Source organism: Rhizobium sp. YAF28 (assembly GCF_052113285.1).
In the GTDB taxonomy this organism is placed as follows: domain Bacteria; phylum Pseudomonadota; class Alphaproteobacteria; order Rhizobiales; family Rhizobiaceae; genus Rhizobium.
The window spans coordinates 191,924-206,145 of sequence record NZ_JBFRCX010000012.1 but is presented as its reverse complement, the minus strand read 5'-3'; the positions used below and the strand labels follow the sequence as shown (position 1 = coordinate 206,145).

At 60.2% G+C, this 14,222-nt stretch carries 13 protein-coding genes; 7 read left to right on the top strand and 6 right to left on the bottom strand.

Going from position 1 to position 14,222, the window contains the following annotated elements; genetic code table 11:
• Positions 1-23 precede the first annotated feature (23 nt).
• From AB4Z13_RS25925 to AB4Z13_RS25905, 5 genes are all read right to left on the bottom strand, one after another.
• Complete coding sequence (locus AB4Z13_RS25925; protein ID WP_113324601.1) at positions 24-866, bottom strand: DeoR/GlpR family DNA-binding transcription regulator; 843 nt, start codon at positions 864-866, stop codon at positions 24-26.
• A gap of 133 nt (positions 867-999) precedes the next feature.
• Positions 1,000-1,947 (bottom strand): D-ribose ABC transporter substrate-binding protein, encoded by a 948-nt coding sequence (locus AB4Z13_RS25920; RefSeq protein WP_113324600.1) that lies wholly within the window; start codon positions 1,945-1,947, stop codon positions 1,000-1,002.
• Positions 1,948-2,047: 100 nt separating this feature from the next.
• The gene (locus AB4Z13_RS25915) at positions 2,048-3,100 is read right to left on the bottom strand and encodes an ABC transporter permease (RefSeq protein ID WP_113324599.1); all 1,053 of its coding nucleotides are present in this window, start codon (positions 3,098-3,100) and stop codon (positions 2,048-2,050) included.
• A gap of 23 nt (positions 3,101-3,123) precedes the next feature.
• Entirely contained in the window at positions 3,124-4,668 is a 1,545-nt protein-coding gene (locus AB4Z13_RS25910) for a sugar ABC transporter ATP-binding protein (RefSeq protein ID WP_113324598.1), read from the bottom strand.
• A complete protein-coding gene (locus AB4Z13_RS25905) occupies positions 4,665-5,321 on the bottom strand; it encodes a DUF2291 family protein (protein ID WP_442207155.1) in 657 nt (218 codons plus the stop codon). Before AB4Z13_RS25905 ends, AB4Z13_RS25910 begins: the two co-directional genes overlap by 4 nt.
• An 808-nt stretch (positions 5,322-6,129) precedes the next feature.
• Here AB4Z13_RS25905 and AB4Z13_RS25900 point away from each other — a divergent pair.
• From AB4Z13_RS25900 to derI, 7 genes are all read left to right on the top strand, one after another.
• Positions 6,130-7,701 (top strand): FGGY-family carbohydrate kinase, encoded by a 1,572-nt coding sequence (locus tag AB4Z13_RS25900; protein ID WP_442207154.1) that lies wholly within the window; start codon positions 6,130-6,132, stop codon positions 7,699-7,701.
• 35 nt (positions 7,702-7,736) lie between these two features.
• A complete protein-coding gene (locus AB4Z13_RS25895) occupies positions 7,737-9,248 on the top strand; it encodes a glycerol-3-phosphate dehydrogenase (protein ID WP_113324594.1) in 1,512 nt (503 codons plus the stop codon).
• Positions 9,249-9,258: 10 nt separating this feature from the next.
• Positions 9,259-10,191: a TIM barrel protein gene (locus AB4Z13_RS25890; RefSeq protein WP_113324593.1), complete on the top strand. Its 933-nt coding sequence runs from the start codon at positions 9,259-9,261 to the stop codon at positions 10,189-10,191.
• Positions 10,192-10,259: 68 nt separating this feature from the next.
• Positions 10,260-11,195 carry a sugar-binding transcriptional regulator gene (locus AB4Z13_RS25885; protein ID WP_442207153.1) on the top strand — a complete coding sequence of 312 codons (936 nt, stop codon included), beginning with the start codon at positions 10,260-10,262 and terminating at the stop codon, positions 11,193-11,195.
• Between the two features lie 96 nt (positions 11,196-11,291).
• Positions 11,292-12,068, top strand: coding sequence for a DeoR/GlpR family DNA-binding transcription regulator (locus AB4Z13_RS25880; RefSeq protein ID WP_113324591.1), 777 nt, complete (start codon positions 11,292-11,294; stop codon positions 12,066-12,068).
• Positions 12,065-12,847, top strand: coding sequence for a triose-phosphate isomerase (locus tag AB4Z13_RS25875; RefSeq protein ID WP_113324590.1), 783 nt, complete (start codon positions 12,065-12,067; stop codon positions 12,845-12,847). The genes AB4Z13_RS25880 and AB4Z13_RS25875 overlap by 4 nt, the downstream gene beginning before the upstream one ends.
• Entirely contained in the window at positions 12,847-13,302 is a 456-nt protein-coding gene (gene derI, locus AB4Z13_RS25870; RefSeq protein ID WP_113324589.1) for a D-erythrulose-4-phosphate isomerase, read from the top strand. Before AB4Z13_RS25875 ends, derI begins: the two co-directional genes overlap by 1 nt.
• A gap of 216 nt (positions 13,303-13,518) precedes the next feature.
• Here derI and AB4Z13_RS25865 read toward each other — a convergent pair whose 3' ends face one another.
• Positions 13,519-14,193 (bottom strand): SGNH/GDSL hydrolase family protein, encoded by a 675-nt coding sequence (locus AB4Z13_RS25865; RefSeq protein ID WP_113324588.1) that lies wholly within the window; start codon positions 14,191-14,193, stop codon positions 13,519-13,521.
• Positions 14,194-14,222 lie beyond the last annotated feature (29 nt).

Sequence of the window (14,222 nt, the reverse complement as noted above, 5' to 3'; positions counted from 1 at the left end):
TCTATCGCGGCCGGGCGGTCCGGTCACATGCGCCCGTTGCCGGTCCTGGCAATGACGACATTGATATCCCTGGAGCGCATCCGGTCGATGTGAACGGGGAGGGTCTTGTCGTCGACGATGACGACGTCGAATTCATCGAGCGCCGCGAAGCTGTGAAGCGCGCGCCGTTCGAATTTGGTGTGGTCGGCAAGCAGGATGCGTTTGACCGAACAGTCGAACATGGCGCGCTTGGTATCGACGGTCTCGGGCGATTGATGCAGCACGATGCCGTCGTTAATGGCCGACATGGAAACAAATGCGATATCCGCCCGCAAGCCCCTGATCTCGTTGATCGTCATTCGTCCCATGAAGGCATTGCACCAGTTGTAATACTGGCCGCCGAGCGCGAGCAGGGTGACGTCGTGCATGCCGGTCAACGCATTCATCAGCGTCAGCGAATTGGTGATGGCGGTGATCGGCACCTTCGAGGTGAGATGCGATGCCATCTGCAGGACAGTCGTGGAATCGTCAAAAAAGATGGCCTGTCCCGGTTCGACGAACTGCATGGCAGCCTCCGCGATCACTTTCTTTTCCGCCGACTGTCGGCTCGAGCGGTAGACATCGCTGGATTCGATAAGGTTGGTGGCAGCGGCAGTGACGATGCCGCGTGTCTTCCGGAAGATCCCGCGGCTCACGAGCTCATCCACATCGCGATGCGCCGTCATCAGGCTGATGCCAAAACGATCGGTCAGATCCTCGATCCGCATCGAACCTTCGCTCATGACGGCCTCCGCGATCATACGCCGGCGCGCGACCTGGCGTGTCTGACGGCTGTCGCTGGTCAGCTGATCCAACAGCTCATCGCCCTGATTGGTCTTCTGTGTCACGGGTCACCCTTGTCGCTGAATTCTATATCCCAGCTTCGTATAGTGATTGCCATGCCAAGGCAAAGAAGGCGAAAGCGGCTTGATACGGTCGAAAAGGTCAAGGAGGGCGCCCGGTCGAGCGCCCTCTTTCTCATTACTGTGACAGAACGAACGGGCCGGTGTACTTGTCGATATTGTCCTTGGTGATCAGGAGGCAATCGAACAGCTGCTTTTCGCTCTTGGCGCCGGTGCTGCCCGTCTTGATGACGTTATCAGCCTGCTTGACGGCTTCCTCGGAGAAGACGGCGACGGGCTGCAGGACGGTATATTGCAGTTCGCCCGCCTTGATCGCGGCGACCGCATCCGGCGAACCGTCGAAGCCGCCGACCTTGATGTTGGCGAGCTTGCCGGCTTCCTTCAGTGCCGCGATGGCGCCGAGCGCCATTTCGTCATTGCCGGAGATTACGCCGATAATGTCGGGATTGGCCTGCAGCATGGACTGCATCTTGTTGTGACCCTGGGTGCGGTCCCAGTTGGCAACTTCCTTGGCGACCTTCTGGAGATCGGGGTACTGGGTCAGAACGGTCTCATAGCCGTTCGAGCGCGTGGCGGCATTGTTGTCCGACGGGGCACCGAGGAGCTCGGCATACTTGCCCTTGTCACCGACCGCTTCGACCCACTGCTGCGCACCGATTGCGGCACCCTGGGCGTTGTTCGAAACGAGCTGCGCCTTGGCGAGGCCTTCCTGGTTGATCTCGGCATTGACGAGGATGACCGGGATACCTGCGGCAACTGCCTTCTTGACCGCGCCGATGGAACCATCGGCATTTGCCGGGTCAAGAATGATGGCGACCGACTTGTTGGTGATGGCGGTATCGATCATGTTGCTTTCGGTGTTGGTGTCGCCCTTGTGCGCACTGACCGAGGCGGTGTAGCCGAGCTTTTCGGCTGTCGCCTTGGCGACGTTGCCCTCCGTCAGCCAGTAGGGGTTGGACGGATCATTGACGATGATCGTCATCTGGCCTGCCGCCCAGGCGGAGCTGACGAGGATCGGGGCGACAGCCGCGGCTGCCAGAAGAATGCGCATGCCTTTCTTAAACATAGTCTCTCTCCCATTTGTGAGTTCAGGTGCTGCCGGAAACCGGCGGTGCTTTCCGCGATCGGCCTTCAGTTGCCTTCGCGGATAAGTTCTGTTGCGGACGTCAGGACGATTTTGCCCGGCGCCCGTATTGGATGCTGTTCATGAGGACAGCGAGGACGATGACCGCGCCGGTGAAGACTGTCTGCCAGTAGGCCGAGACGCCGATGATGACGAGGCCGTCCGACAGGAAGCCGATCACAAAGGCGCCGAGCATCGTGCCGCGTACCGTGCCGCGCCCGCCCGTCAGCGCCGCACCGCCGATGACGACTGCCGCGATCGCCGTCAATTCGTAGGTCGTGCCGGCAGTCGGACCGGCTGAGGTCAGTTGCGACGACAGGACCAGGCCGGCAATTGCCGCGCAGACGCCCGAGAGCACATAGACGATGATCTTGACGCGCTTGACCGGCACGCCCGAGAGATCGGCCGCACGCTCATTGCCGCCGGAGGCATAAAGCCAGCGACCAAAGGCCGTGCGGCTGAGGACGATGCCGCAGATGATCGCGAGGACGGCGAGCACGATGACGCCGATCGGAATGCCTGCGAGGCGATTGAAGCCGAGCCAGTCGAAGCCGGTATTGCCAAGCTCCGGGCGGCCGCCGAGATTGTTGTAGGTGAGACCATTGGTCATCAGCAGCGCGATACCACGGGCGACGTAGAGCACGCCAAGCGAGGCGACGAAGGCCGGAACCTTCAAGTAGGCGACCAGCACGCCGTTGACCGCGCCGACGACAGCGCCGAGCGCGCAGGTAATGACCACCACGGCCCAGACCGGCGGATAAAGGATGACGCCGAACGAAGTCAGCGTTACGCCCTGCATGAGGAAGCCTGCCATGCAGCCGGCAAGCCCGAGCGTCGAGCCGACCGAAAGATCGATGCCACCATTCAGGATCACCAGCAGCATGCCGATCGCCAGGATGCCGAAGATCGCAACATGCGAGGCCATGGTCAGGAAGTTACTGAGGCTGAAGTAATAGGGTGACAGGAACGAGAAGACCGCGATGATGACGATGAGCGCGAAGAAGGCGCGGCCTTCCAGGATAAGGCGCACGAGGTTGGTGTTGCGCTTTTGCCCATGCGACACTGACTTCTTTTCGGTGATGTTCGTGACTGACATAATCAGTGCTCCATAATTCCGGGCTAGTGCGCGACCATAGCTTCGCCTGAGGCGGCCATGATCTTTTCCTTGGTGACGTCAGCACCGAATTCAGCCGAGATCCGGCCGCGATGCATGACGATGATGCGGTGCGCGATGCTCAGGCATTCGTTGACCTCGGAAGTCGAGTAGACGACAGCGAGACCCTGCCGGGCACGTTCGGCCAGCAGCTTGAAGACTTCCGCCTTAGCGCCGATGTCGATGCCGCGGCTCGGCTCGTCGAGAAGAATGACCTTCGGGTCTGTCGCCAGCATCTTGCCGATAACCACCTTCTGCTGGTTGCCGCCAGACAGCGAGCCGATGGCGGCCTCTCCTCCATCGGTCTTGACGCGGACTTTGCGAATGGAGGCATCGACAAGCTCGCGCTCGCGACGGCCGGATGTGAACAGTCCCTTGGTAAAGGCGCCGATGCTGGCAAGCGACAGGTTGGAACCGACCGTCATCGTCTGGACGAGGCCGTCGCGCTGGCGATCCTCGGGCACCAGCACGAGGCCGCTTGCGATGCGTCCGGCGATGCTCAAATGCCCGACATCCTGGCCCTCAAGCCGAATGGCGCCGCTGCTTGCACGCAACCGTCCGGCCACGCATTCCAGAAGCTCGGTGCGTCCGGCGCCCATCAGGCCGTAGATGCAGACGACCTCCCCGGCGCGCACGTCAAGCGAGAGACGGTCGACGGAATTGAAGGCCGACCCGGAGGGGCCTGGAACCGTCAGATTGTCGATCGACAGTGCAGCCTTGCCGAATTCATAGCCTTCGGGCGGATTGCCGAGATCGAAATTGTCGCCCACCATGTTGCGGACGATCCATTCGAGATCGATGTCCTTGCGTTGCGCATAGGCTGTCATGGTGCCATCACGCAAGACGACGGCGTGATTGGTGATCTGCAGCGCTTCCTCAAGGTGATGTGAGATGTAGACGATCGACACGCCGCGATTGGTCAGATCGTGGATGACTTTGAAAAGCACTTCGACTTCAGCTGCGCTGAGCGCCGAGGTCGGCTCATCCATGATCAGGATACGCGAATTGACGGATAGCGCTCGGGCAATTTCGACAATCTGTTGCTGGCCGAGACGCAGATCCTCCACCTTGGTCAGCGGATCGATCTCCTCTTCCAGTTCTTCCATCAAAATGCGCGTCTGGCGCTCTTCTTCCGCGAAATCGACCACGCCTCCCTTGATGATCTCGCGGCCCATGAAGATGTTGTCGCGCACGCTGAGATTGGGCGCGAGGCTGAGCTCCTGGTGAATGATCGAGATGCCGCATTCGCGGGCATGGGTCGATGAGCTGAAGCTGATCGGTGCGCCGTCGAGAATGATTTCGCCCGACGTCGGCTGGACGACGCCCGAAAGGATCTTCATCAGCGTTGATTTGCCCGCCCCATTCTCACCGAACAACGTGGTGATCTGACCGCGATGAATATCGAAATTGACGCCCTTGAGGGCATGCACGCTGCCATAGGATTTGGCAATATTGCGGGCAGCCAGGACGACCTCGCCAAGGACTTCGGATGCGGAGATCGGCTCGCTCATTTGACGTCGACCTTGACCGGAGTTACGAGCCAGTTTTTCGGGTTGATGAGTTTGAAGACGCCGACGACAGTTGCCGTTTTGCCATCGAGTTGGTCCGGATCAAGGCCGGCGAATACGGCTTTCTTCATCTCGTTATTGATGGCCGAGCCGGCATCCTGATACTGAATCTGATTGGTGAACTGACCGAATTCGATCGTCCCTGTGGCATCGCGGAGGTCCGTGCCATTGACCGCAGGACCGGTCTGGACACGGACCACCGTCTCGGGAGGTAAGCCGTCGATCTTCATTTCGTTGGTATTGGATTTGCGCGCGCCGAAGGTGCCGTTCAAGGTCACTGGGATGACCGGACCGGTGCTCGTGGCAACGCCGTATTTCTCGCCGGCAGCCTTCTTGTCCGCCACGATCGCCCTCGCCAGCTCAGACGCAGCCACGGCCCTCTTTTCGACGTCCGCCTGGATCTTCGGAAACTGCTCGGCGCCGAAGGTTTCCGGAGAAAAGGCCTGCTGCCGCACATCGCTCTCCGAGCCAATCTTGACGACCTTGGTGTCGAGCGCGATTGCGCCGATGACCACGATTGCCGCAATGGCACTGACGATGATCTTCAGGTTGCCTTTGCCTGGCGCGGATGCTGCATGAGCGGGCTGAGTATTCATTGCTGACGACCTTTGCGGCTGGTCGGATTTATGTCGGAAGAGGATGAAACTGGCGAAAGCCTTGCGGCTGCTTCATCGAAGACGGGACGTTTCGAAAACCGCATCGAGGTGCGGAAACCTGCCGAGCCAAGCGGCGTGATGATGAGCGGGAAAAATGCGCATCCGAACCTCCTCCATGTCGGACCGGCGCTTGTCTCCTCCAACCGCCTGGGCCGCAATTCCTCTCAGCAGCGATGCCTGCGTGATAGGTAAATGGTGTTTATGCCAAAAATCATGTTATCAAATTGTCCGTCTGTCAACAGGCGTTTTGTGGATTGGCGCTGACAACATAACATTGAAAGTGTGCTTGACGCGACGAGAAGGCACCTGAACTTAAGCGTGCGCTCCGGCCAAAAAGGTGACCATTCGCCAAACTAAATTGAGATATATAATTGATTTTAAAGGATAAATAACGTGGAGCGAGTTCTCATTGCACGCAGCCGTCGCCGCAAATCGCTGAGGCTGTCACCAGCGCTGGTCGTGTTGATTGGTTTATATTTTATCTGAAAAAAATTTCATTGCGAGAAAAATCTTACTGGAAGAATGATATCTTTGTGTTATCTTTTTGATCAGGCTTATGGGAGGTTTTGAAATGGATCGGGTCTCAAGATCTCGGAGCGCGATCTGCGCGCCAGCTGACTTGCCCGTGAATTCGAAGTGTGGTCGCTTGCGCCCTTTGCTGGCGGTGCCGACCGGGAGGATATGAGACATGAAATCGATGCGCGTTTTGCCCCTCGTGACGCTCGACGTGATTGCTGGATAATCCGCGATGGATGTCAGCCAACAGGTCATCATCGGTATCGATGCGGGAACATCGGTCATCAAGGCGGTTGCCTTCGACCTTTCCGGCCGTCAGATCGCGGCCGCATCCGTTCGCAACAAATATTCAAGCGGCAGCGATGGTTCGGCCACGCAATCGCTCGCTCAGACCTGGGAGGATTGTGTCGGTGCGCTTTGCGGCCTTGGCGAGAAGGTCGAGGATCTTGCATCGCGCACCGCGGCGATCGCGGTGACGGGGCAGGGGGACGGAACATGGTTGGTGGGTTCCGGCAATCTGCCTGTCGCCGATGCCTGGCTCTGGCTCGACGCGCGTGCCGCGCCGACCGTGGTGTCACTTGCCGGCCAGCAAACAGACAGGGCGCGTTTCGAGCAGACGGGCACGGGACTGAATACCTGCCAGCAGGGCGCGCAGCTCGCTCATATGGATCGGGTGGCGCCGGAGCTTCTGGACCGGGCGGAAACGGCGCTGCACTGCAAGGACTGGCTCTACCTCAATTTTACCGGTGTGCGGGCGACCGACCCTTCGGAGGCAAGCTTCACCTTCGGTGATTTCAGGACGCGGCGATATTCGCCTGTTGCCATCGACGCGCTCGGGTTGACGCATCGCCGCGCGCTTCTGCCCGATATTGTCGATGGAACAGAAATCAGCCATCCGCTGACGGCGGAAGCGGCGCGGGCCTGCGGCCTGCTGGCCGGCACGCCGGTCAGCCTCGGTTATGTCGACATGGTGATGACGGCGCTCGGCGCCGGTGTTCGCAGCGGTGGGCGCAACGCAGCCTGTTCGACGATCGGTTCGACTGGCGTGCATCTGCGCGCAAAGCCGGTGGGTGACGTTCATCTCAACCGCGAGGGCACTGGATACGTCATCGCCCTGCCGATCCAGGGCACCGTTACCCAGGTGCAGACCAATATGGGTGCGACGATCAATATCGACTGGCTGCTGGAGATGGCCGCTTATCTGATGGCGGAGGCCGGAAAGCCTGTCACCCACGCCGAGCTCGTCGCCAGGATCGACCGCTGGTTTTTCGAAAGCCAGCCCGGATCGGTCGTCTATCATCCCTATATTTCCGAGGCGGGAGAGCGTGGTCCCTTCGTCAATGCGCAGGCCCGGGCAGGCTTTTCTGGTCTTTCGGTTCGCCACGGGTTTCCAGACCTCATTCGCGCGGTTGTCGAAGGTCTGGCGCTGGCGACGCGCGATTGTTACGCCGCCATGGGCGATATGCCGGAAGAGTTGCGCGTCACCGGCGGCGCCGTGCGTTCTAGCGCGCTGCGACGCTCCCTGACCGCGTCACTCAAGGCGCCGATCCGCCTGTCCCGCCGTGAAGAGACCGGAGCGGCTGGCGCCGCCATGATGGCTGCTGTGGCGATCGGCGCCTACAAGACAATGGACGACTGCATCGCCGACTGGGTCACGCCGCTGCTCGGCGAAGCCGAGGAGCCGATCGGCGAGGAAGCCGCCCGCTTCGATCTGCTTTATTCCGCTTATGCCGATATCCGAAAGGCCATGCCCGCCGCCTGGGAAACACTGGCCCGAACCGCGGCGATGTCGCCCGCAAAATGAATCGCTGATGCAAAAGGCATCCGAGGGAGCATGACATGACCGAACCCCAAATCCTGGATCTTTTCGTCATCGGCGGCGGTATCAACGGCGCGGGAATTGCGCGCGACGCCGCCGGGCGCGGCTTGAAAGTCGCCTTATGCGAAAAGGACGACCTGGCTCAGGGCACCTCCTCCCGCTCGGGCAAGCTCGTGCATGGCGGCCTTCGCTATCTGGAATATTACGAATTCCGCCTAGTGCGGGAGGCGCTGATCGAACGCGAGGTGCTGCTCAACGCGGCCCCGCATATCATCTGGCCGATGCGTTTCGTGCTGCCGCACAGTCCCGAGGATCGCCCCGCCTGGCTCGTCCGGCTCGGCCTCTTCCTTTACGATCATCTCGGAGGTCGCAAGAAGTTGCCTGGCACCCGCACGCTCAATCTGCTGCGTGATCCCGAAGGTACGCCCATACTCGATCAATATACCCGCGGTTTCGAATATTCGGATTGCTGGGTGGATGATGCCCGCCTCGTCACCTTGAATGCGGTGAGCGCGGCTGAGAAGGGTGCCCTGGTGCTTACCCGCTCGCCGGCGGTGTCGGCGCGCCGGGAAAACGGCCAATGGACGATCACGACAAAAAGCAGCACGAGCGGCGAGACGCGGACCTTCCGTGCCAAATGTCTCGTCAATTGCGCCGGCCCGTGGGTCACCGACATCATCAACCGCGTCGCCGGCTCCAATTCCAGCCGCAATGTGCGTCTGGTCAAGGGCAGCCACATCATCGTGCCGAAATTCTGGGCTGGCTCCAATGCTTATCTGGTTCAAAACCACGACAAACGCGTCATCTTCATCAACCCTTATGAGGGCGACAAGGCGCTGATCGGCACGACGGACATCGCCTATGAAGGCCGGGCTGAGGATGTGGCGGCCGACGAGGCGGAAATCGACTATCTGCTGAAGGCGGTGAACCGATATTTCAAGGAGAAGCTGCGCCGTCAGGATGTGCTGCACAGCTTCGCCGGCGTGCGCCCGCTGTTTGACGACGGCAAGGGCAATCCTTCGGCGGTGACTCGCGACTACGTGTTCGATCTTGACGAGACCGGGGGAGCGCCGCTTCTCAATGTCTTCGGCGGCAAGATTACGACATTCAGAGAGCTTGCCGAACGTGGCATGCAGCGCCTCAAACACGTTTTCCCGAACATGGGCGGCGCTTGGACGGAAAAGGCGCCGCTGCCGGGTGGGGAGATGCCCAATGCCGACTACGAGACCTTCGCCAACAGCCTGCGTGACACCTATCCGTGGATGCCGCGAAAACTCGTCCATCACTATGGCCGTCTCTATGGCACGCGCACGAAGAACCTGGTGGCCGCGGCAACGGACCTGCAAGGCCTCGGGCGCTATTTCGGCGGGCAGCTTTACGAGGCTGAAGCCCGTTATCTCGCCGCCACCGAATGGGCGGAGACGGCCGAGGACATCCTCTATCGCCGCACCAAGCACTACCTGCATCTGAGCGAGGCAGAGCGGGCAGCCTTTGCCGACTGGTTTGCTTCATCCCATCTTGCCGCCGCCTGAGGAGGCCTTGATGCCGCTTTCGCTTTCGCTGAACACCAATCCGCTGGTGAACCGTTTTGCCGACCCGGACGACCTGATCGAGACGGTGGCTCGGGACCTGCGCATCCGCGACCTCCAGCTGACGCATGAATTCATCAATCCGAGCTGGCAGGCCCCGGTCATCCGCCGTCTGACCCGCCAGATGAAAGCAGCGTTGGAGCGCACCGGCGTTCGCGTTACCTCGGGCATGACTGGACCTTATGGACGGCTGAACCATTTCGGGCACCCGGATGCCGAGGTCCGCCGCTATTACGTGGATTGGTTCAAGACCTTCGCCGACATTACCGCTGATCTCGGCGGGCATTCCGTCGGCACGCAATTTGCGATCTTCACCTACAAGGACTTCGACGATGCAAGCCGGCGCGAGGAATTGATCAAGATCGCTATCGACTGCTGGTGCGAAGTCGCAGAGCATGCCAGGGCCGCTGGTCTTTCCTATGTCTTCTGGGAGCCAATGAGCATCGGCCGCGAATTCGGCGACACGATCGAATCCTGCCTTGCGTTGCAGGCACGACTGACTGCCGCCGATATGGCGGTGCCGATGTGGATGATGGCGGATATCGACCATGGCGACGTCACGTCCGCCAATCCCGACGACTACGACCCCTATGCCTGGGCGCGGGCCGTACCGAAGCAGTCGCCGATCATCCATATCAAGCAGAGCCTGATGGACAAGGGCGGCCACCGGCCGTTCACAGCGGAATTCAATGCCAAGGGCCGAATTCAACCCGCTCCGCTGTTGGAAGCTTTCGCGGCAGGCGGCGCCGATGAGAATGAGATCTGCCTCGAACTTTCCTTCAAGGAACGTGAGCCGAACGATCGCGAGGTTATCGCGCAGATTGCCGAAAGCGTCGCCTTCTGGGCACCGTATATCGACACCGGCGCCGCAGACTTGAAGATATGATCCGGCGATTTACAAAGGCTGGTCGTTATCAGGCGGCATAGCCGTCGAAGAATGGGAAGGATGCGGCGATGACGGATGCCGATGATACGCTTGCCGTGCGGGCCGCCTGGCTTCATTACGCCGGCGGACTGACGCAGTCGGACGTTGCCCGGCGCCTTGGCATTCCCTCGGTCAAGGCGCATCGACTGATTGCGCGGGCTGTTGCCGATGGCGTCGTCAAGGTCACGATCGACGGCGATATCGTTGAATGCGTCGAACTGGAGACGCGGCTCGCGGAGCGCTTCGGATTGCAATATTGCGAGGTCGCGCCCGATCTTGGCGAAGAGGGCCTGCCGCTGCGCGCGCTCGGTCATGCGGGAGCTGGCTATCTGAAGCGCGAGATCGAACACGGTAACCACTCGGTTATTGGCCTTGGCCACGGCCGTACGCTCTCGGCTGCCGTTCAATATATGCCGCGGACGAATGCCAAGCATATGCGCTTCGTTTCCCTGCTTGGCGGCCTCACGCGAAACTACGGCGCCAATCCCTATGACGTCATGCACCGTATCGCGGAAAAGACGGGCACACATGCCTATGTCATGCCCGTTCCCTTCTTCGCCAACACTGCCGAGGATCGGGAGGTGCTCAGGGCGCAACGCGGCGTCAAGGAAGTGTTCGATCTCGCCAATGACGCCGACCTGAAGCTCGTCGGCTTGGGGACAGTGGACGCCGAGGCCCAGCTGGTGCTCTCCGGCCTGGTCGAGCCGGGTGAGATCGAGGACATCGCCGCCGCCGGTGGCGTCGGCGAAATCCTCGGCCACTTTTTCAATGCGGATGGCCAGATCCTCGATACGGCTCTGACCGGTCGCACGCTTTCGGCCTCCTTTCCGACGACGACAAAGGAGCGCCTCGTGGCCCTGGCGGGCGGGCAGGCCAAGGTGGCCGCGATACGGGCCATCCTGCGCAGCCGCCGTCTTCACGGGCTCATTACTGATGAACGGACCGCGCGTGCGCTCCTGGATTGATGATTTCTGCCACATGTCTCAGCGCATAATCACACTGTTTAGTGTTGAAATTAACATTTTAGATGTTACATTGTTATTGAACTGGGATTGAGACGTATGAAACGGGAAGAGCGCCAGCAGCTGATCGTCAATCTGCTCGTTGAGGGCAAGACCGTCGAAGTGGACGACCTTGCCGAACGGTTTTCCGTCTCCAAGATGACCATTCACCGCGATCTCGACGACCTCGAACAGGCAGGTGTGCTGCGTAAGGTGCGCGGTGGCGCGACGATCGATGCCGGAACGCAATTCGAGAGCGATTTTCGCATTCGTGAACGTCAGGGCGGCGAAGCCAAGGTTGCGATGGCGCAGGAAGCGCTGGCCCTGGTCGAACCTGGCATGACGGTCATGGTCAATGACGGCTCGATGGCCGCGGTACTCGGCGAGATGCTGCTGCGTAAGCGGCCGTTGACGGTGATTACCAACAACGCAGCGATCATGGAGCGGTTGAAGGGTGAAAACGGCATAGCCCTGATTGCGCTCGGAGGCATCTATTCCGCGAAATTCAACGCCTATCTCGGCGTCGTGACAGAAGAAGCGCTGTCACGCCTGAGGGCGGATATCGCTTTCATTTCGACGCCGGCGGTCAGCGGCAGGCTCGCCTATCACATGGACGACAATGTCGTTCGCGCCAAGCGAGCGATGATCTCGTCTTCGGCCAGAAGCTGCCTCCTGGTCAACCACCAGCGCATCGGCCACACGGCGTTGCATGTCATGGCGGACCTTGCTGATTTCGACACTATTATCACCGATAGCGCACCGACGGCCGCTGTTCTCAACGAATTCGATCGGGCGGGCATCAAGCTCACCATCGCTCCAGCACAGGATCAGGCATGACGGAGAAACCGCGCTTCTGGATTGGCACCAGCTGGAAGATGAACAAGACGCTCGCGGAGGCCGAGCATTTCGCCCGCGGCCTCGCGGCGGCTGACGCTGCGCGCGACCCTGTCATCCAGCGCTTCGTGATCCCGCCGTTTACAGCCGTGCGGGAGGTCAAGCGCATGCTTGCAAAGACCTCCGTCAAGGTCGGTGCGCAGAACATGCATTGGGCGGATCAGGGCGCCTGGACGGGTGAAATCTCCCCCTTGATGCTGAAGGATTGCGATCTCGATATCGTCGAGCTTGGGCATTCCGAGCGGCGCGAGTTCTTCGGGGAGACGGATGAGACGGTCGGGCTGAAGACGGAGGCGGCGGTTCGCTATGGCCTGATCCCGCTTATCTGCATCGGCGAAACCCTTGCCGACCGGGAGAGCGGAAAAGCCGCGGAAATCCTTGCGGTCCAGGTGCATGGGGCGCTTTCGAAGCTTTCCGACGAGCAGAAATCGGCGGAAATCCTCCTTGCCTATGAGCCTGTATGGGCGATCGGCGAAAAAGGCATTCCGGCAACGGCGGATTATGCCGATGCACGCCAGGCCGAGATCATCGCCGTCGCCGAAGCAGCGCTCGGGCGGAAAATCCCCTGCCTCTACGGCGGGTCGGTCAATCCACAGAACTGCGAGGAACTGATTTCGAGCCCGCATATCGACGGGCTCTTCATCGGCCGTTCCGCTTGGAACGTCGAGGGCTATCTCGACATCCTTTCGAAATGCGCCGCCAAACTCCAAGGAGAAAGATGATGAAGCTTGCAATTGCTGGAGACAGCGCCGGCGAAGGCCTCGCCAAGGTGCTCGCCGAACACCTCAAGGATCGGTTCGACGTTCATGAAGTGTCACGCATCAACGACGGGCTCGACCCGTTCTATGCCAACCTTTCGGATCGCGTTGCCTCGGGCGTGATCGATGGCACCTATGACAAGGCTATCCTGGTTTGTGGCACCGGCATCGGCGTCTGCATCTCGGCCAATAAAGTGCCTGGCATCCGTGCTGCTCTGACGCACGACACCTATTCGGCCGAGCGTGCTGCTCTTTCCAACAACGCGCAGATCATCACGATGGGCGCGCGCGTCATTGGACCTGAGCTCGCAAAGTCGATCGCCGACGCATTTCTCGCTCAGACATTCGACCAGAACGGTCGTTCGGCCGGCAATGTCTCCGCGATCGATGAGCTCGACGCAAAATACAGCGCGCGTTGAGAGCGTCACGCAAGCGGCCGGCTATCCGCCGGCCGCTGCGAGCGCATCAGCGTCGTCATCACGATCAACCTCAGCTTCAGGCGATGGCTGCGGTCGCGGTAGGGCCGGGTCTATCAAGTCCTTTTCGCCGTTAGAATCTCCCCTGCGGACGAAATCTTCTCGCCGGTCTCCGCGGTGTCGCGCCCGACCCAAAGTCGCCCCGATCTATTGAGAGGCCTAGACCGGTTTCTCATGAACAACGGCATCTCTAAATGCCTCGCAGATGACGCGATGACCGGCATCGTTGGGGTGTGTGAAATCAGGCGAGGCCAGTGCGCCATCGCCATATGCTTTCATTCGTTCATAGACAGGCGCGTAGAAGATGCGAAAATTTTGCGCCAGTTCTCGCACGGTTTGGACATAGACTTCAAAGCCCTGACGTGTCTGTCCGGTGAAGCCAGTGCTTCCTACCGAAAAACCTCGATCGGGAATATGGGGCGGGCTGCCGATCGCAAGCCTTTCCGCATGGCCTGCCTCGATCAGTTTCTCCAGCATATTCGCATAATCACGACGGAAGCTCTTCGCGTTCATGCTGTCGGGCGCGGCCGTATAGCGGGCGTCGTTATAGCCGTAGAGGATGAGGATCGCGTCGCGATGCGGGGCATCGAGCAGCGCCCCGGCAAATCGGCTGACGCCGTTGTCTGCTCGCGCTTTGCCATCGGCAAGCGGTGAGGCCTGCAGCACCGTCCCAGGGATTGCGTGATTGTAAAGCGGTAAGGCGTCGAGCTCAGCTGGGAAGAGCGCCGGCCAGGCCAGATGCGGCTGGCTAGCGTTGAACCCGGCGGTGATGCTGTCGCCGAAGACGCGGATTCCGGAAATCCCCAGCGATTTCAGATGCTCTGCAAATGTCATCGATCGTCACACGTTTTCGCGCTTGACAG